Genomic DNA, 18,768 nt, shown 5'->3' with positions numbered 1-18,768 from the left:
TTTCCGATCCGATTTCCTCGGTGCTTTCCAGGTTCCCGCTTCCGCGTTTCCCTTTCCGGCGGTTCCGACTTTATCAGAAGTTCTCGGCCGGTTTGACCGGCGATTCGTTTCCGATTCATCGGGAGTGGCTTCTTCGAATCTCGTAAGGGATCGAGAAGCTGGTAGACACTCTCAGTCACCTCGGGGCTAGGCCTCCAGCAGGCAACTGTTTGAATCTACCTCCCCGCTCCTTCCGTGTCAACGGCTCTTGTGGGGCGAAGAGGAGATTAGCAGCTCACCAGGTGTGCGTGCACATCAGGCGGCCGTCGGCACGGTGGCGCTGCGCTCGGCGGCGTCGACATCACCGGTCGTTCCGGCACGCGCGGCTCGGCCGCCGAGGACGTAGACGTAGGTGAGGAAGGCCAGTTCTGCCAGGACTCCGATGGTGAGGCGGGCCCAGGTGGGCAGGCCGGACGGGGTGACGAAGCCTTCGATGGCGCCGGAGACGAAGAGGACCAGGGCCAGGCCTATCGCCATGCCGATGGCCGCGCGCCCTTCTTCGGCGAGGGCTGTGCGGCGGGTGCGCGGACCGGGGTCGACGAGGGTCCAGCCGAGACGCAGGCCGGTGCCCGCGGCGACGAAGACAGCGGTCAGTTCGAGCAGGCCGTGTGGGAGGACGAGGCCGAGGAAGGTGTCGAGGCGGCCGGCCGAGGACATCAGGCCGAAGCCGACACCGAGGTTGAGCATGTTCTGGAAGAGGATCCAGATGACCGGGAGGCCGAGGAAGACGCCCAGGATGAGGCAGAGAGCGGCGGCCCAGGCGTTGTTCGTCCAGACCTGGGCGGCGAAGGAGGTCGCCGGGTGAGTGGAGTAGTACGCCTCGTACTGGCCGCCCGGGCGGGTGAGCTCGCGCAGTTCGTTCGGGGCCGCGATGGTGGCCTGCACCTCGGGGTGGGTGCCGATCCACCAGCCCAGGAGGGCTGCAACGGCGGTGGAGAGGAGAGCGGTGGGGACCCACCAGTGGCGTGCTTTGTAGACCGCGGCCGGAAAGCCGTGGGCGAGGAAGCGGGTGACGTCGCGCCAGGAGGCGCGTCGGGTGCCTGTCACGGTCGCACGCGCGCGTGCCACGAGTTGGCTGAGCCGGCCGGTCAGTTGAGGGTCCGGGGCGCTGGACTGGATCAGTGAGAGGTGGGTGGCCGTGCGCTGGTAGAGGGTGACGAGTTCGTCGGTCTCCGCGCCGGTGAGGCGACGCTGGCGCTTGAGCAGGGCGTCGAGGCGGTCCCACTCCGCTCGGTGGGCGGAGACGAAGACGTCGAGGTCCATCGGTGTGCCTGCTCCTGGGCTCTCGTCGGGGCTCGTCGTGGATCAGCTTGTCGTACTGCGGCGCGATGTGCCCTCAGCTTGGCAGACTGGCCATGTCGGGGGCAGGTCAGGGGAAGGGCGGCAGGGCGTGAGTGAGCTGGTGACCGGCGAGGCGGTGGCGTTGGAGCTGCGCCCCGCGAAACTGCCCAGCAGGGCACTGGCGGTGCTGCTCGATCTGGCGGTGGCCGTGGCCCTCTACGTGGCGGTGACGATCGCGCTCGTCGTTGCCACGGCGTCCCTGGACGAGGCGGCGCAGACGGCGTTGTCGATCGCCGCCTTCGTTCTGTTGCTGGTGGGCGTGCCCATCGCGGTCGAGACGCTCAGCCATGGGCGGTCGCTCGGCAAGTTGGCGTGCGGGCTGCGGGTGGTGCGGGACGACGGCGGGCCGATCCGGTTCCGGCACGCGCTGGTACGCGGTCTCATCGGGGTGGTCGAGATCCTGATGACCTTCGGGGTCGCGGCCTGTATCGCCTCGCTGGCGTCGGCGCGTGGGCGGCGGATCGGGGATGTGTTCGCGGGCACGCTGGTCGTGCGGGAGCGGGTGCCGGTCGCGCCCGGGGGTTTCGTGCCGCCGCCTCCGCCGTGGCTGGCGGGGCGGTTCTCGGGGCTGGACCTGTCGGCCGTGCCGGATCATCTGTGGCTGGCCGTCCGGCAGTACCTGACGCGGATGCACCAGTTGGATCCGCGGGTGGGCCAGGACATGGCGGGACGGCTCGCCGGTGATCTCGCCGCTCGTACGGGGGTGCCCGTGCCGCAGGACGTCCCGGCGGCCGCCTATCTGGCGGCTGTGGTGCGGGAGCGGCAGGCACGGGAGGCGCGGCGGGCTTTCGGGACCGGTGCGGCCGGCGTCCCGGGCCCTGGCGGGGATGCCTGGCCGTCCGCGACGGGCGTCGGGGCCGCGGGTGGGGCCGCCGGTGGGTTCGGGCCGTCCGCGATACGGCCTTCGGCGCCGCCGCACGGGTCCGGGGGGCCGTCTGGGCCGTCTGGCGGGGCTACGGGGCCGTCGGGTGCCGGGCAGCGGCCGGCGGCGTCGGAGGGGGCGCCGGCGGAGAAGCGTCCGGCTACCGGTTTCGTGCCGCCCTCGTAGGGGGAGCGGCTGTGGGTGGGGCGGTCGGTGGTAGCCGGGTCAGGGGAAGACGGACGGCGGTGATTCGAGGTCCTCCAGCTCGATGCCGGGGGCGGCCAGGACCACGTCGCCGGCGAGGTGCACGGTGTGCTGCTCGCCCGTGTCCAAGGCTGTGACCTGGTATTCCTCCACGGTGAGGGGGCCACTGTCAGTGGCGTGTGCTTCTCTTTTCAGCAGGGCCCAGGACTGGTCCACGGTGCGGGGGGCGAGGACCGGGTCCGTGAGGGCTACGAGCCGTACTCGGGTCGCTGAGGGGGAGGGGGTGAGGCGCAGGAGACGGGCGGTGGCGACGAGGAAGGCCGGGGAGGTGCCGGTGAAGGCGTGGGCGCGCACATTGCCTTCGGTGGCATGGGTCCCGGTGGCATCGGAACGGACCCAGGTGACGCCGTCGAGGGCGGCACCGCGGACCTGCCAGCCGGCGGCGTGGAGTTCGAGACGGATGGGGCGGCCGAGTTCGTCGAGGGTGAGGTCGACGGAGCCGCTGTGGTCTCCGGTGGGTGTGACCGACTGGGAGACGTAGCGCCAGCCGGAAGGGCCGGGGGCGCACTGGAAGTGTTCTTCTGCGAGGGGGGTGTGATCGTGCGGATCGTAGAGCGAATAACGGCCGCGGGGCATGGAGGTCCTGGGTCGTGACGGGCTGGGCCGGTGCTGCCGGTCCGCCGACGGGGCAGGCCCCCGGCACGGGGGTGCGGGGGCCTGCCTCGGAGGAACTGCCGCGGTGAGCGTGTCAGTGCACGGACACGCTCACGCACGCTCGTGGCGAGCTGCGGGGCGGGCTCAGTAGCGGTAGTGGTCCGGCTTGAACGGGCCCTCGACCTTCACGCCGATGTACTCGGCCTGCTCCGGGCGGAGCGTGGTCAGCTTGACGCCGAGCGCGTCGAGGTGGAGCCGGGCGACCTTCTCGTCGAGGTGCTTGGGCAGCACGTACACACCGGTCGGGTACTCGTCGGGCTTGGTGAACAGCTCGATCTGGGCCAGCGTCTGGTCCGCGAACGAGTTGGACATCACGAACGACGGGTGGCCGGTGGCGTTGCCCAGGTTCAGCAGGCGGCCCTCGGACAGCACGATGAGGACCTTGCCGTCGGGGAAGGTCCAGGTGTGGACCTGGGGCTTGACCTCGTCCTTGACGATGCCCGGGATCTGCGCCAGGCCGGCCATGTCGATCTCGTTGTCGAAGTGGCCGATGTTGCCCACGATGGCCTGGTGCTTCATCTTGGCCATGTCCGAGGCCATGATGATGTCCTTGTTGCCGGTCGTGGTGACGAAGATGTCGGCCTTGTCGATCACCTCGTCCAGCGTGGTGACCTGGTAGCCGTCCATGGCCGCCTGAAGGGCGCAGATCGGGTCGATCTCGGTGATGATCACGCGGGCGCCCTGCCCGCGCAGGGACTCCGCGCAGCCCTTGCCCACGTCGCCGTAGCCGCAGACGACCGCGGTCTTGCCGCCGATCAGGGTGTCGGTGGCGCGGTTGATGCCGTCGATCAGGGAGTGGCGGCAGCCGTACTTGTTGTCGAACTTCGACTTGGTGACGGCGTCGTTGACGTTGATCGCCGGGAACAGGAGGGTGCCGTCACGCTGCATCTCGTACAGCCTGTGCACGCCGGTCGTGGTCTCCTCCGTCACGCCGCGGATCTCCGACGCCAGCTGGGTCCACTTCTGCGAGCCGTCGGTGATGGTGCGGTTGAGGAGTTCGAGGATGACGCGGTGCTCGTCGGACTCGGCGGTGTCGGGCGAGGGGACTTTGCCGTCCTTCTCGTACTCGACGCCCTTGTGGACGAGGAGGGTGGCGTCGCCGCCGTCGTCCAGGATCATGTTCGGGCCGCCGGTGGGGCTGTCCGGCCAGGTCAGCGCCTGCTCCGTGCACCACCAGTACTCCTCCAGGGTCTCGCCCTTCCAGGCGAAGACCGGGACGCCCTGGGGGTTGTCCGGGGTGCCGTTCGGACCGACGGCGATGGCGGCGGCCGCGTGGTCCTGGGTGGAGAAGATGTTGCAGGAGGCCCAGCGGACCCGGGCGCCGAGGGCGACCAGGGTCTCGATGAGGACGGCGGTCTGCACAGTCATGTGCAGGGAGCCGGTGACGCGGGCGCCGGCGAGGGGCTGGGCCTCGGCGTACTCCTCACGGATGGCCATGAGACCGGGCATCTCGTGCTCGGCGAGGGTGATCTCCTTGCGGCCGAAGGCGGCCAGGGAGAGGTCGGCGACCTTGAAGTCCTGCCGGTTGTCGACAGTCGTCATGACGAGCTGCTCCTCGGGATCGGGTCGAGGTGGATACGGCTGATCTGCGCGGCGGCGGACACAGGGGTGCCCGAAGAGGACACAGGCATGCCCGGTGCGCGCAGCGCAGTCCGTCGGAGGCCCTCTCTCCCTCGGCCGGCCCGTGTCCGGGCCGCCCGACCGCCATCAGCAGCGACGTCTGGCTCCGTCCCAAGCTACACCGGTGGCCCCCGCCGTCCCCAGTCCGCCTCCGCACACATCCGGCCGATCACGGAAAGCGGCCCGCCGGGGGTGCCGGCGGGCCGCGGGGAGGTGCGGGTGGGTCAGTGGCCGGCGGGCGAGGTGGCCGGGCCGCCGGGAGTGGCTTCGCGGTCGGCGCCCTTGGCCGCTTCGGTCTCGCTGTAGATGTCCGGCTCCAGGTAGATCACGCGGGCGATCGGGACGGCCTCCCGGATACGGCCCTCGGCCGCGTCGATGGCGGCGGCGATCTCGGTGGCCGTGCCGTCGTGGCGGACGGCGATCTTGGCGGCGACGAGGAGTTCCTCGGGGCCGAGGTGGAGGGTGCGCATGTGGATGATGCCGGTGACGGTGTCGCCGGCGACGATCGCGGTCTCGATCTTCTCGACCGCCTCGGTGCCTGCGGACTCGCCGAGCAGCAGGGACTTGGTCTCGGCGGCCAGGACGAGCGCGATCAGGATGAGCAGGACGCCGATGCACAGGGTGCCGATGCCGTCCCAGACGCCGTTGCCGGTGAGCAGGGCGAAGCCGACGCCGCCGAGGGCGAGGACGAGGCCGACGAGGGCGCCGAGGTCCTCCAGGAGGACGACCGGCAGCTCGGGGGCCTTGGCTCGGCGGACGAACTCGGTCCAGGACTGCTTGCCGCGCAGGGCGTTGGACTCCTTGATGGCCGTCCGGAAGGAGAAGCTCTCCGCGATGATCGCGAAGACCAGGACGCCCACCGGCCAGTACCAGTGCTCCAGCTCGTGCGGGTGCTTGATCTTCTCGTAGCCCTCGTAGAGGGCGAACATGCCGCCGACCGAGAACAGCACGATGGAGACGAGGAAGGCGTAGATGTAGCGTTCGCGGCCGTAGCCGAAGGGGTGCTGCGGAGTGGCCGCGCGCTGGGCGCGCTTGCCGCCGAGCAGGAGCAGTGCCTGGTTGCCGGAGTCCGCGAGCGAGTGCACCGACTCGGCGAGCATCGATGACGAGCCGCTGAAGAGGAACGCCACGAATTTCGATACCGCGATGGCCAGATTGGCGGCCAGCGCCGCCACGATCGCCTTGGTCCCGCCTGACGCGCTCATGTGTCGCGTTGTCCCTTCGCCTTCGTCTGCCTGCGCGTGCCGTCTGCCCGCGCGTGCCGCCCGGGGCTCGGCCGGTGCCCGGCTTTGCCCGTCCTTTGCGGTGGGCCATTGTTGCAGCCCGGTCGGGCGGCGGCGCGCGGACCGGGCTGCCGTGTCCGCGTCACACCCGGACGGTGGCCCGGAAGACCGTTCCCGTACCCGACACTTCGGCTTTTTCACCCGCCGGGACGAAGACGGAGGCGCCGGGGGTCAGTTCGTGGTCGCCCGCGCGGACGGTGCCCGCCGTGCACAGGAGGATCTGGGGGGCGGGGCGGGTCAGGTCGTGGGCGTGGGTGCCCTCGGCGAGGACGTGGCGGGAGAGGCGGAACTCGTCGATGGGGGTGTCATAGACCTCTTCCCCGTCGGGGGACGCCTCGGGACGCAGGACGCCGGGGTCGGCGGGCTGGAAGCGGACGATGCGCAGGAGTTCGGGGACGTCGATGTGCTTGGGGGTGAGGCCGCAGCGCAGGACGTTGTCGGAGTTGGCCATGATCTCGACGCCGAGGCCGTCGAGGTAGGCGTGCGGGACGCCGGCGCCGAGGTAGAGGGCCTCGCCGGGCTGGAGCCGGACGTGGTTGAGGAGCAGGGCGGCGAGAACGCCGGGGTCGCCCGGGTAGTGGTGGGCGATGCCGGCGTAGGGGGCGTACGCGCCGCCGAGGCGGGCGCAGGCGGCGGCGGTCTCGGTGACCGTGCGGGACATCTCGGCGGGGTCGGCCGTGAGGACGGCGGTGAGGACCTCGCGCAGGGCGGCGTCCTCGGGGTGGGCGCGCAGCAGGTCGGCGTACGGCTTGAGGGAGGGGACGCCGAGGCCGTCGAGGAGGGCGGCGGCCTCTTCGGGGGCGCGGAAGCCGCACAGGCCGTCGAACTCGGTGAGGGCGCAGATCAGTTCGGGCTTGTGGTTGGCGTCCTTGTAGTTGCGGTGGGGGGCGTCGGCCGGGATGCCGCGGCGTTCCTCGTCGTCGTAGCCCGCGCGTGCCTGTTCGAGGTCGGGGTGGACCTGGAGGGAGAGCGGGGCGCCGGCGGCGAGGATCTTGAGGAGGAAGGGCAGCCGGGGGCCGAACCTGGCGACGGAGGCGGAGCCCAGCTCCCGCTCGGGGGCTGCCGCGATGACCTCGTCGAGGGTGCCGCGGCCGGTGCGGGAGGGGGCGCCCGGGTGGGCGCCCATCCACATCTCGGCCTGGGGTTCGCCGGTCGGCTCAGTGCCGAGCAGGGCGGGGATCGCGGTGGTGGAACCCCAGGCGTAGGGGCGGACGGTGTTGACGAGGCGGTCCATGGCTTCCGTGGGCTCTCTCTGCCGGTGTTCTTGCTTCAGCGGACGGTTCGCCTACGAGATCAGGCGCCGGAAGCGAGCGCCAGGTAAACGGCGGCGAAATCTGTGATGGCGATCAGTTCGGCGAGGGTTTCCAGTTCGCCGCCGGCCTCGGGTTCCAGTTCGCTGATCGGCGTGTCGTGGCCGAGGGCCAGGTCGCGGGCGGCGGGGGCGGCGGTGAGGCCGGCGATGGGGCGGTCGCGCAGCAGGACGACGCGGGCGTGCAGGGCGGACGGTTCTTCCACGCGGTCGCGGAAGAAGTCGTCGGGGTCGGCGCCGGCGGCGAGCGGGCCGGCCAGCAGGACGCTGTGGGCGGCGAGGGCCTCGGGGAGTTCGGCCACGACGGCCGGGGTGCCGGAGAGTTCGGCGAGCGCGGCGGCGAAGCGGCGGCCGGCGGGGCCTGCGGAGGTGCCCTCGGTCCATACGACCGGGAGGGCGTCGGCCAGTTCGGCCGCGAGGGTCTTGGCCGGGTTGCTGTACGTGGCGATGGCGGGCCCGCAGCGTTCGGCGACCTGGTCGAGGCGGTCGGCGACCTTCTCCAGGGCGTCGGGCGGGGCGGTGAGCAGGCCGACGCGGTCCAGGAGGGCGAGGAGGGGGGTGAGCAGGGCCCACAGGACGCCGGGGGCGGAACCGGCGAGGGGTTCCTCGTGGTCGTAGGGGGCCGTCGCCATCGGGAGGAACATGCCGTGGGAACCGGCGACCGTCTCGCTGAGCGGGGAGCCGGGCGGGGCCACGGCGACGACCGTGCAGCCGCGCCGGTAGGCGGCTTCGGCGAGCAGGGACAGGCCGGGTTCGCTGCCGTCGGGGGTGGCGATGAGCAGCAGGTCGACGGAGCCGGCCCAGCCGGGGAGGTCCCAGCGCAGGGCGCCCGCGGCGGGGGCCACGCCGCTGGGGGCGAGGCGGGTGACGGGGCTGCCGGGGCCGGCCAGCGTGCCGAGGAGGTCGGCGGCGTGGGTGGCGGCGGCGCCGGGGCCGGCGATGAGGACGGCACGGGGGCGGCCGTCCGGCTTGAGGCTCCCGACGCCGGTCTCGGCGGCCAGCCGGGCGGCGGTGCGGACGCGGGCGCCGGCTTCGGCGGCGCCGCGGAGCAGGCCCCGGCGGTCGGCGGCGGCGAGGCCTTCGGGGTTGTCGAGCAGCGTTTCGTCGAGCATGGCGGGCGGTCTCCGATCGCCGGGACGTCAGGTGCGGGCCCGTGCCGGGGCCTGTGCCAGGGCCGGGGGCCGTGCCGGGTGGGGCTCGGCTAGTCGGGGCGGCGGGCCTCGTCGATGAGGAGGACGGGGATGTCGTCGCGCACCGGGTAGGCCAGGCCGCAGTCCTGGCCGGTGCAGATCAGTTCCGCGTCCTGCTCCTTGAGGGGGGCGTGGCAGGCCGGGCAGGCGAGGATCTCCAGGAGGCCGGCTTCGAGTGGCATGGATCATCCTTCGGAGCAGTGTGGATGGTGTGGGTGGATGTGCTGGTCAGGGTACCGCTCCTGGAGTTCCTCCCAGGGGGCTCCGCCCCCTGGGACCCCCGGGCCTTTGCCCACCCACCGCCCGGCGCGTCCACTGAGGAGTACCGAGGGGGAGAAACCTCAGCCCCGGATGATTGCCAACGCCTCGTCCCGGATTTTCGTCATCGTCGCCTCGTCGCGGGCCTCCGCGTTCAGGCGCAGGAGGGGCTCGGTGTTGGAGGGGCGGACGTTGAACCACCAGTCGTCCGACGACACGGTGAGGCCGTCGAGGTCGTCCAGGGTGACGTCGTCGCGGCCCTCGTAAGCGGCTCTGATCGCGGCCAGGCGGGCCGTCTGGTCGGCGACCGTGGAGTTGATCTCGCCCGAGCCGGTGTAGCGGTCGTACGCGGCGACCAGGGCGGACAGGGGGCCCTGCTGACCGCCGAGGGCGGCCAGGACGTGGAGGGCGGCGAGCATGCCCGTGTCCGCGTTCCAGAAGTCGCGGAAGTAGTAGTGCGCGGAGTGCTCACCGCCGAAGATCGCGCCGGTGCGGGCCATCTCGGCCTTGATGAAGGAGTGGCCCACCCGGGTGCGGACCGGGCTGCCGCCGTTCTCGCGGACGATCTCCGGGACGGACCAGGACGTGATCAGGTTGTGGATGACCGTGCCGCTGCCGCCGTGCCGGGCGAGTTCGCGGACGGCGACCAGGGCGGTGATCGCCGACGGCGAGACCGGGTCGCCGTTCTCGTCGACGACGAAGCAGCGGTCGGCGTCGCCGTCGAAGGCGAGGCCCAGGTCGGCGCCCTCCTCGCGGACGCGCTGCTGGAGGTCGACGAGGTTGGCCGGATCGAGGGGGTTGGCCTCGTGGTTGGGGAAGGTGCCGTCCAGTTCGAAGTACATCGGCACCAGGTCGAGGGGGAGGCCGGCGAAGACGGACGGGACGGTGTGGCCGCCCATGCCGTTGCCCGCGTCGACGACGACCTTCAGCGGGCGGACGGCGGTCAGGTCGACCAGTCCGCGCAGGTGGGCCGCGTAGTCGGCCAGCGTGTCACGGCGGGTCACGGTGCCCTGCCGCGCCGCCGGTTCCGGGGCGCCGGCCGCGGCCCAGCCCTCCACCCGGGCGCGGATCTCCGCGAGGCCGGTGTCCTGGCCGACCGGGGCGGCACCCGCGCGGCACAGCTTGATGCCGTTGTAGCGGGCCGGGTTGTGCGACGCCGTGAACATGGCGCCCGGCAGGTCCAGCGCGCCGGAGGCGTAGTAGAGCTGGTCGGTGGAGCACAGGCCGATCTCGGTGACGTCGGCACCCTGGGCCGCCGCCCCGCGCGCGAAGGCGCCGGAGAGGCCGGGGGACGAGGGGCGCATGTCGTGGCCGGTCACGACGGCGCTCGCGCCGGTCATCCGGACGAAAGCGGCGCCGAACAGCTCGGCCGTCGTCTCGTCCCACTGGTCCGGGACCACTCCGCGTACGTCGTACGCCTTCACGATCTGCGACAGATCGGACAGATCAGCAGTCACGGGCCAGCCTTCCTGGAATTCCTGTCGGTGATCAGGTGATCAGGTGATCAGCCGGTCGGGTTGATCGGGTTGATCACGTTGATCGGGTTGCAACGGGTGAGCAGCGGTCCGGCCGACGGACAGGAGTCCCGTCGGTGGTCACAAACTACCCGGCGCCACTGACAGCCCCGTCGTCAAGGCAGCATCCACTCCAGGACCGGCGAGGACTGGCCGACCACGATCAGGCACATCACCAGCAGCAGGCCGAGGCTCCAGGGGAGCACCTTGCGCAGCAGGTCGCCCTCGCGGCCGGCGAGACCGACGGCGGCGCAGGCGATGGTGAGGTTCTGCGGGGAGATCATCTTGCCGAGGACGCCGCCGGAACTGTTGGCGGCGGCGAGCAGTTCGGGCGACAGGCCCGACTCCCGCGCGGCGGTGACCTGGAGGGCGCCGAAGAGGGCGTTGGCGGAGGTGTCGGAGCCGGAGACGGCGACGCCGAACCAGCCGAGGACCGGGGAGAGGAAGGCGAGTCCGGCGCCGGCCGCCGCGACGAAGTGGCCGATGGTGGCGGCCTGCCCGGAGAGGTTCATGACGTAGGCGAGGGCCAGGACGGAGGTCACGGTGAGGAGGGCGAAGCGGAGTTCGTGGACGGTGGCGAGCCACTCCTTCACCGCCACGCGCGCGTGGACGCCGATGACGAACGCCGTGGCCACGCCCGCGAACAGCACCAGCGTGCCGCCGGTGGAGACGATCGGCCAGGTGAAGACGTTGCCGCCGACCCGCTCGCCGTCCGGGCCGGCGACGTCGAGGAAGGGCCAGTCGTACGTCCGGGTCGCCCCGGCCAGCCAGCCCTTGACCGCCGGGATCTGCGCGATCGAGAAGATCACGACGATCAGCGCGTAGGGGACGTAGGCGCGGACGACCTCCCGCGCGGGGTCGCGTTCGTCGAGTTCCTCGCTGCGCGCGCCGGTCAGGACGGCGGTCCGTACGGGTTCGGCGGCGGGCCGCCGCGCGTGCGGTACGGCGACCAGGGCGCCCGCTCCGGCGAGGGCGGCGCCGATGTCGGCGAGCTGGGCGGAGACGTAGTTGGAGGCGGCGAACTGGGCGACGGCGAAGGCCGTTCCGCAGACCAGCGCGGGCACCCAGGTCTCGCGCAGTCCGCGCCGTCCGTCCACCAGGCCGACCAGGACCAGGGGGACGACCAGGGCGAGCAGCGGTGTCTGACGGCCCACCACGGAGGCGACGTCGTCCAGCGGCAGTCCGGTCACCTGGGCGAGGGTCACCACCGGCGTCCCCATCGCCCCGAACGCGACCGGCGCGGTGTTGGCCACCAGCGACACCACCGCCGCGCGGACGGGGTCGAAGCCGAGCGCCACGAGCATGACCGAGCAGATGGCGACCGGCGCCCCGAACCCGGCGAGCGCCTCCAGGAGGGCGCCGAAGCAGAAGGCGACGACGAGCGCCTGGATGCGCGGGTCGTCGGAGAGGCGGCCGAACGACCGCCGGAGGATGTCGAAGTGCCGGGTGCGGACGGTCATGCGGTACACCCACAGGGCGTTGACCACGATCCACAGGATGGGGAAGAGGCCGAAGACGGCGCCCTGGACGCCGCTGGAGAGGGTCTGGCCGAGCGGCATGCCGTAGGCGAGCCAGGCGACCAGGACGGCCGCCAGCAGACCCGTGAGGCCCGCCAGGTGCGCCTTCATCCGCACGCCGCCGAGCAGGACGAGGACGAGCACCAGGGGCAGGGCCGCGACCAGGGCGGACAGGCCGAGCGAGCCGGCGACGGGTTCGAGTTCCTGGACGTACACGGGCGCCTCCCCGGTTCCGCCATGCGAAAGCGATTTCTCGCCGCTGAGTCACTGAGACGGAATGGTCGTGTCCGCGACAATGGCCCGTCAATGGCCGTGCAGCAACAAGTCGGGAGAGGAGCGGCTCAGTTGTCCGGCGACCGCAGGACCCTCAGGTGCCCGCGCCGGGCGACCTCCATCGGGTCGGCCGACCGTGCCCCGCCGGCCTCCGCGGCCCGCTCCTGGGGCCGGGCCGCCTCGCGCACCGCGTTCGCCAGCGCCTCCAGGTCGTCGCCGCTGGGGCGGGCCGGGGCGGAGCCGTCGAGGAGCCGGACGACCTCCCAGCCGCGCGGGGCGGTGAGGCGCTCGGAGTGCTCGGCGCACAGGTCGTAGCAGTGCGGTTCGGCGTAGGTGGCGAGCGGGCCGAGGACGGCGGTCGAGTCGGCGTAGACGTACGTCAGCGTCGCTACGGCGGGACGGCCGCAAGCGGTGCGCGAACAGCGACGTACAGGGCTCACGATGTTGGACGGTACCGCACTCTTGAGCGGGCCGCGACGACTCCCCACCGGGTCACTCCACCGTGTCGCGGTGTGAGACGCCCCACACACCCGTCCGGGCCCACTGCGCTGACCTGCGTGGACACCGTCCGCCACACTGCCGGACGAGCCGGAAACCGGACATGATCCCACACAAACCGCACCAATCGGCCCACCCTCCCGCCGCCCGGACGGCCGCCGGGAGATACCGGAGAGATACGGAATCGAGCCCCGACCTTGGCTTGAACGGTCGCCTCCCGGCGCGCCGCCGACGGTCCCGTATCCGGTGTGGAGCCCGCCGCCGGGGCCCCGCGAGGACTACCCTTCACCAGTGATGGACAACCCCGTGACGCCCCGCGACGCCGCCCCCGGCCCCCGCCGCCGTGACCGCCACGGCCGGGGCATGCGCGGCCCGATCGCTCCCCCGCAGGTACCGCTCGCCGCGAGCCGCGGTGACGTGTTCCGGGACCTGGTGGAGGACTCCGTGGAACGGCTGGAGCGGCGGTGGCCGCAGCTCGCCGACATCGATTTCCTCGTCCTGGAGGTGCCGCGGCCGGACGAGAGCGGCGAGGCGTGGAGCGACGAGGCCGTGCCGCTGGGCCGCACGGTGCCCGCGCGGGACGGGCGGCGGGCGCGGGTGGTGGTGTACCGGCGGCCGGTCGAGATCCGTACCAAGGGACGGGACGAGCGGGCCATGCTGGTGCACGAGGTCGTGGTCGAACAGGTCGCCGACCTGCTGGGGCTGACGCCGGAGACGGTCGATCCGCGCTACGGCGAGGACTGAGCCACCGCCGCGCCGGCCGCCGTCACCCCGGCCACCGCCGCGCCGGCCGCCGTCGCTCCCCCGGCCCCGTCACTCCTGAAGGACCGACAGATCCTCCTCCGCCTCCGGCACCGACACCGTCCCCCGGTCGTCCGGGAGGGTCTGCGTGGTGAAGGCCGAGACGCCGTCCTCCGTCGCCGTCAGCGTGCGGGCCGCGTACACCGGGCCGCCCGACACCGGCTCGACCGTCAGGGCGTACGTGCCTTTCAGGCCCTCGGGGACCGGGATCTCGACGTTCTGGGTGGTGCCGCCCTTGATCGTGTACGTCTTCGTCGCCTGCGTGCCGCCCTCGCTGCCCGCCGACGCCGTGACCTTGACCTTCGCCTCGGCCTTGGGGGCCGTGACGGACAGCGTCGTCCCCTTGGCGCGGTTGTCCACCGCGGTCGCGCGGGTCTCGATCGGGCTCGTGGCGGGAATGAACGCGGTCTCCTGACCGGAGTTCTTCCCCCGCACCACGCGGGCCGCCGCGACGACGGGTACGGACCGGTCGGTGGGCGTCAGCACCAGCGAACCGGCTTCACCCCGGGTCACGTCGGCGAGGTCGACGGCGGTCGTCATGCCCGCCTTCACCCGTACCGTCTCGTACCCGGCGGGGGTGATCAGTCCGGACGGGGAGGCGAGCTTGACCTGGAGATCGGCGTCCGTGTCCCCGGGCGTGAACACCACCAGCCGTACGTCCTCGGCGTCCTCCGGGATGCCCGGCAGGACCAGGCTGCCCGCCGGGTCGGTGGACGCGGCGAGCCAGTCGCCGCCCAGCTTCTCGTGCAGGGCCTGCACGGCGGCGCCGACCCGGCCACTGCGGACGCCGACGTGCACGGTGAGGTCGGACTCCGCCTCCTCGCTGAGCGTGGACAGCAGGATCGACTCGGTGGCGTGGGGCTTGACGGTGATGCCCTCCCCCGCCGTCGACTCCACGGCGCCGTCCTTGCCGTACAGCTCGATGTCGACCACGGCGGCCGAGTCGTCGGGGTTGGTCAGGTGCATGTAGTCGGTGCGGCCGGGGTCCGTGCTGGCGCCGGGGAACCAGAACTCCGTGTCCGCCTGGGCGCAGTTGAGGCCGAGGAGTCCGCGTCCGGTGCCGACGGCGACCTCCGTGGTCTGCTGCACGGTCCAGCCGGGCGCGAACTCGCCCTCCGCCGTGCCGATCAGGGCGGGTTCCTCGCCGCCGTCGACCTCGGTGGTGACCGGCGTGCCGGGCTCCTCCGACTTCAGTACGGCCTTGGCGTCCTGCTCGTCGTCCTGCTCCCCGGCCGCCGTCAGCTGCGCCCCGCCGTCGCTCTCGGCGCCCTCGGTGACGGGGGTGAAGGACGTGTACGTGGTCTCGGCGAGGTCGGAGGTGCTGGGCGCCGGGCACACCAGGCCGGTGCGCTCGACGGGCAGCAGGGCGGCCTGCCCGGCCGGGTCGGTGCCGGTGGCCTCCGGGGCGGAGACCACCGCGAACCCGGTGACGGCGGCGAGCGCGGCCGTACCGGCGATGAGGGACAGGGTGGTGCGCTTCACTGCTGACTCCCGTCGGGACGCTCACTGCCCGTGCCGTGACGGTACGGCGCCTCGTGGCCTCCTTGGCCCTGGCTCTGGCTCTGGCTCTGGCCCTGGCCGTAGGTCTGGTCGAAATCCTGCCCGTAGTCCCGGGTGTAGCCCTGGCCGTAGGCCTGGTCGTACCCCTGGTCGTAGCCCTCCGCGCCGCCCTGGCCGCCATAGGCGTACGGGTCGTACTGGCCGCCCTGGTACTCCTCTTGCGGGTACGGGACCTCCTGGTACGCGCCCGCCGGGTACGGCTGCGGCACCTGCTCGTAGGGGTCGGCGGCGTCGGCGGGGTCCGTCGCGTACTGCTCCTGGTGCTGCGGCGTGCCGTAGGCGTCGTACGTGCCGCCGCCCGCGTCCGCCTGCCAGTCGTCGTAGGACTGCTGCCGGGGGACCGCCGCGGGGGTCTCCTCGGCCTCGGGAAGCGGCTGTTCCTCCTCCGCTTCCGTCTCGGCCTGTGCGCGCAGCCGCCGGGCCCGGCGGCCCTCGCCGGCCAGTGCCTCCGCCGGGGCGGCCGGCTCGTCGGGCAGGTCGTCGTCCACGTCGCGGCGCCGCCCGGGCAGGGCGAGGACGACGAGGACGACGGCGAGCAGGCCCTGGGCCCAGAGCCAGGCGGTGCGGGTGAGCGGCTCGTCGTAGGTGACGTCCAGCTTGCCGCCCGCCGCCGGGAGTTCGAAGCCCTGGGCCCAGCCGTCGACCGTGGTGCGGGTCAGCGGCTTGCCGTCCAGGGTGGCGGTCCATCCGGCGTCGGCGGTGTCGGCGAGGCGCAGGACGCGGCCCTCGGCGCCGGCCTCGATCGTGGTGTGGATCTCGACCGGTCCGGCGGCGACCGGCTCGGGCGTCCCGGACCCGGTGGCGACGGTGGCCCGCGCGACCTCCTGGTCGACCCGCCACAGGCCGCTGCCGTCCTTCTGGCTGAGCCGGCTCAGGCCGGGGGTGGTGTCCAGGACGCGGGTGACCTCGCGGGGCGCTCCCTTGTGGACGAGGACGTAGCGCACGGCGTAGCCGCCGAGCTGGTCGGCCTGGTCGGCGCCGGAACCGGCGACGAGGTTGGCGACGACCTTGCCGAGGCCGCTGTCCGAGCCGGCGGCGGCCAGTTCGGCGTCGCCGAGGCGGACACCGGAACCGCGCACCAGGGTGTAGCGCACATGGGAGGCGGAGTCGCTGTCGAGGACGAGGGTGCGGGCCTGGTCGCGGCCGCCGCTCTCCTCGGCGACGAACGCGGGCACCTGCACGGGGTCGCGCCGCTCCAGCGGGCCGTCGGCGCCGCCGATCAACCAGGTCGCGGCGGCGATCAGCGGTCCGACGGCCGAGGCCAGGGCGATCAGCACGGCGACCGGCTGGCGCCAGCCGAAGCTCTGTTCGGCGACCCGCGCGCGTGCCCCGTCCGCGCCGAGGGCGGCGGCGGACAGCAGGGCGATGCCGTAGACGAGGGTGGCCGGACCGGCCCAGGCGGAGCCGTTGGACAGAACGGCGAAGACGAGACCGGCCAGGGCGGCCACCCAGGCCGTCCAGATGCCCAACTGCCGTTCGGAGCGCAGCAGGGCGGCCAGCGCGGCCAGCACGATGCCGAGGAGCAGCACCCCGCCGACCGTGCCGGGGCCGCCGGGGCTCGCGCCGAGCAGGTCGAGCGCGGAGGCGGCCGAGGAGCCGTACTCCAGGCCGGCCTCCTGGAAGAAGCCGAACGGGAGCAGCGACAGCGACCAGGGGGCGAGCACCAGCAGCGGGGTGCCGAGCTGGGCGAGGAAGCGGAGACCGTAGGCGGTGATCTCGCCGCGGCGCAGGGCCAGTACGCCGATGCCGAGGAGCAGCGCCACCGGCCACACCACGGGGGTGAAGGCGGTGGTGACCGTCAGCAGCAGCGCGTAGGCCCAGGTGGCCCGCCAGGTGCCGCGGCCGCCCGCGGGGCGGGTCAGGCCGGCCGCCGCGACGCCCGCGCGGGCGATCAGCGGCAGCAGCACGGCGAGGACCGCGGTGCCGATCCGGCCGCCGGCCAGGGCGCCGGTGGCGGCGGGCAGGAAGGCGTAGACGACCGCCGCCCAGGCGCGCAGCAGCCGGGAGGTGACCAGCGGGCGGGAGGCGAAGTACGCGGTGAGGCCGGCCAGCGGGACCGAGCAGACCAGCAGGAGGGTGACGGCGAGTCCGGTGGAGCCCAGCAGTACGGAGGCGAGCAGGGCGACGACGGCCAGGTAGGGCGGTGCGGAGGCGGTGCCGCCGGCGCCGACCGCGTGCCAGGAGTCGGCGTAGCGCGACCAGAGTTCACCGGCGCCGTCCGGTGCGGGCAGCAGGGCGCCGCCGGTCAGCGCACCACCGCCCAGCAGGGCGCGGCAGGCGGCCAGCGAGACCAGCAGCAGCGCCAGGAAGAGCACCGGGCCCGGCTTGCGGGCGATGCGCTTGAGGCGGGCGAACTGCTCGATCTCCAGGAAGTCGGCGTCGTCGCCGCCGGGTCCGGACTCGACGGCGCCGCCGTGCCGTCCGGCGCCCGAGGCGACCTCGGCGTCGGAGCGGCTGGTGAAGCTGCCCGCGGCCTGTTCGACAGTGGCCCGGATGGTGGCGCCGGGCGGCGGGAACAGGGCCCGCAGCTCGTCCTTGTCGATCTGCGGGCGGCCTCTGACGCGCCGTCCGGCGAGGATCCGTTCGGGGCGCAGCACCACGCTCAGCAGACCGCTGACCTCGTCGAGGGCCTGTCCGGGCACCTTGCCGACGAGGTAGGCGAGGGTGCGCAGCAGCGTGCCGAGGACGATGCGGAACAGCGTCCAGGGCAGGGCGGCGGTACGGGTGTTGACGAGCAGGGTGTGGACGGCGCCGGCCTTGTCGACCTTGTGCGGTGAGGCGGTGGTGCGCCCCGCGCAGTCGACGGCGCGGCGCTCGCGGGAGGCCGCCTCGGCGTGGCGTACGACCGCCTCGGGGGCGACCAGGACGCGGTGCCCGGCGGCGTGCGCGCGCCAGCACAGGTCGACGTCGTCGCGCATGAGGGGCAGCCGCCGGTCGAAGCCGCCGAGCGCCTCGAAGACGTCGCGGCGCACCAGCATGCCCGCGGTGGACACCGACAGCACGCTGCGGACGTGGTCGTGCTGGCCCTGGTCCTGCTCGCGCCGGTCCAGGCCGGTCCAGCGGCGGCCGGAGTTGGCGATGGAGACGCCGACCTCCAGCAGTTGCCGCCGGTCGTACCAGCCGCGGAGCTTGGGGCCGACGACGGCGACGTCCTCGCGGCCGAGGCCGTACTCGTTGTCCACGACGCGCAGCAGCTGGGCGAGGGCGTCGGGTTCGGGGGCGCAGTCGTCGTGCAGCAGCCACAGCCAGTGCACGGGCTCCCCGTGGGGGAGGTCCGGCAGGTCATAGGCGTCGTCGCGCCAGGTGCGCGTGACGGGGTCCCAGCCGCTGGGCCGCTTCAGGTACGGCAGGTCGTCCGGGGTGAGGACGGGCGCGGTGCGGGCGGCCTCCTCGACGGCCTGGCCGAAGCCGGTGCGCCGGGCGAGGTGCAGGACCCGGTCGTCGCCGAGCGCCTCGGTGACCAACTCGGCGGACGCGTCGGCGCTTCCGGTGTCGGCGGCGACGGCGTACTGGACGGGCCGTTCCTGGCCGAGCAGGCCGGACAGCGCGTCGGGCAGCCAGCGGGCGCCGTCGTGGGAGACGAGGACCGCGGTCACCACATGACGCGGGAACTCAGGTGAGGCAGCGGTGTCGTGATCTGCTGCCGTGTGGCTGTGCACGGACATCGAGGTACGGGCCCCGGTTCGGTGGACTGCGGTGGACGCCGGTGCCCGGTGGGAAGGGCGGGGCGTCTCGGACGAGCGCCCACACTATCGGCTGGCCATGAGGACGGCCCGCCGCCTGTG

Annotated in this window: 14 protein-coding genes; 2 read left to right on the top strand and 12 right to left on the bottom strand. The window is 73.0% G+C overall.

The features are described 5' to 3' along the window. Nucleotides 1–294 precede the first annotated feature (294 nt). On the bottom strand, nt 295–1,302 hold the full coding sequence (locus J7I94_RS03770) for a stage II sporulation protein M (protein ID WP_215165066.1): 1,008 nt from the start codon (nt 1,300–1,302) through the stop codon (nt 295–297). A 127-nt stretch (nt 1,303–1,429) separates the two neighbouring features. On the opposite strand from J7I94_RS03770, the gene J7I94_RS03765 reads away from it, so the two are divergent. After that, a complete protein-coding gene (locus J7I94_RS03765; protein WP_215165065.1) occupies nt 1,430–2,428 on the top strand; it encodes an RDD family protein in 999 nt (332 codons plus the stop codon). Nucleotides 2,429–2,467: 39 nt separating this feature from the next. On the opposite strand, the gene J7I94_RS03760 is transcribed toward J7I94_RS03765, so the two are convergent. The 9 genes from J7I94_RS03760 to J7I94_RS03720 all read right to left on the bottom strand — a co-directional run bounded on the left by J7I94_RS03760 (nt 2,468) and on the right by J7I94_RS03720 (nt 12,612). Next, nucleotides 2,468–3,082: a hypothetical protein gene (locus J7I94_RS03760; protein WP_215165064.1), complete on the bottom strand. Its 615-nt coding sequence runs from the start codon at nt 3,080–3,082 to the stop codon at nt 2,468–2,470. Between the two features lie 162 nt (nt 3,083–3,244). Beyond that, entirely contained in the window at nt 3,245–4,702 is a 1,458-nt protein-coding gene (gene ahcY, locus J7I94_RS03755; protein WP_215165063.1) for an adenosylhomocysteinase, read from the bottom strand. A 302-nt stretch (nt 4,703–5,004) separates the two neighbouring features. Then, complete coding sequence (locus J7I94_RS03750) at nt 5,005–5,985, bottom strand: cation diffusion facilitator family transporter (protein WP_215165061.1); 981 nt, start codon at nt 5,983–5,985, stop codon at nt 5,005–5,007. A 160-nt stretch (nt 5,986–6,145) separates the two neighbouring features. Next, complete coding sequence (gene manA / locus J7I94_RS03745) at nt 6,146–7,297, bottom strand: mannose-6-phosphate isomerase, class I (RefSeq protein WP_215165059.1); 1,152 nt, start codon at nt 7,295–7,297, stop codon at nt 6,146–6,148. A gap of 59 nt (nt 7,298–7,356) precedes the next feature. Beyond that, on the bottom strand, nt 7,357–8,484 hold the full coding sequence (locus J7I94_RS03740; protein ID WP_215165057.1) for an SIS domain-containing protein: 1,128 nt from the start codon (nt 8,482–8,484) through the stop codon (nt 7,357–7,359). Between the two features lie 89 nt (nt 8,485–8,573). Continuing rightward, nucleotides 8,574–8,744, bottom strand: a complete 171-nt coding sequence (locus J7I94_RS03735) for a Trm112 family protein (RefSeq protein WP_215165055.1) — start codon at nt 8,742–8,744, stop codon at nt 8,574–8,576. Nucleotides 8,745–8,903: 159 nt separating this feature from the next. Then, nucleotides 8,904–10,277, bottom strand: coding sequence for a phosphomannomutase/phosphoglucomutase (locus J7I94_RS03730; protein WP_308114487.1), 1,374 nt, complete (start codon nt 10,275–10,277; stop codon nt 8,904–8,906). A gap of 173 nt (nt 10,278–10,450) precedes the next feature. Then, complete coding sequence (locus J7I94_RS03725; RefSeq protein WP_215165053.1) at nt 10,451–12,067, bottom strand: L-lactate permease; 1,617 nt, start codon at nt 12,065–12,067, stop codon at nt 10,451–10,453. Between the two features lie 125 nt (nt 12,068–12,192). Continuing rightward, nucleotides 12,193–12,612, bottom strand: coding sequence for a DUF3499 domain-containing protein (locus J7I94_RS03720; RefSeq protein ID WP_215165051.1), 420 nt, complete (start codon nt 12,610–12,612; stop codon nt 12,193–12,195). Between the two features lie 304 nt (nt 12,613–12,916). Between J7I94_RS03720 and J7I94_RS03715 the strand changes: the two genes are divergently transcribed. Continuing rightward, complete coding sequence (locus J7I94_RS03715; RefSeq protein WP_215165068.1) at nt 12,917–13,366, top strand: metallopeptidase family protein; 450 nt, start codon at nt 12,917–12,919, stop codon at nt 13,364–13,366. Nucleotides 13,367–13,435: 69 nt separating this feature from the next. On the opposite strand, the gene J7I94_RS03710 is transcribed toward J7I94_RS03715, so the two are convergent. Together J7I94_RS03710 and J7I94_RS03705 are read right to left on the bottom strand one after the other, a co-directional pair. Next, nucleotides 13,436–14,905 (bottom strand): DUF5719 family protein, encoded by a 1,470-nt coding sequence (locus J7I94_RS03710; RefSeq protein ID WP_215165049.1) that lies wholly within the window; start codon nt 14,903–14,905, stop codon nt 13,436–13,438. Then, nucleotides 14,902–18,648: a glycosyltransferase gene (locus tag J7I94_RS03705; protein ID WP_215165047.1), complete on the bottom strand. Its 3,747-nt coding sequence runs from the start codon at nt 18,646–18,648 to the stop codon at nt 14,902–14,904. The genes J7I94_RS03710 and J7I94_RS03705 overlap by 4 nt, the downstream gene beginning before the upstream one ends. Nucleotides 18,649–18,768 lie beyond the last annotated feature (120 nt).

The sequence above is a fragment of the Streptomyces sp. ISL-12 genome, from assembly GCF_018614415.1.
Lineage (GTDB): Bacteria > Actinomycetota > Actinomycetes > Streptomycetales > Streptomycetaceae > Streptomyces.
Note: the sequence above shows the minus strand (reverse complement) of the source record. Positions and strands in the feature narration are given on the sequence as shown.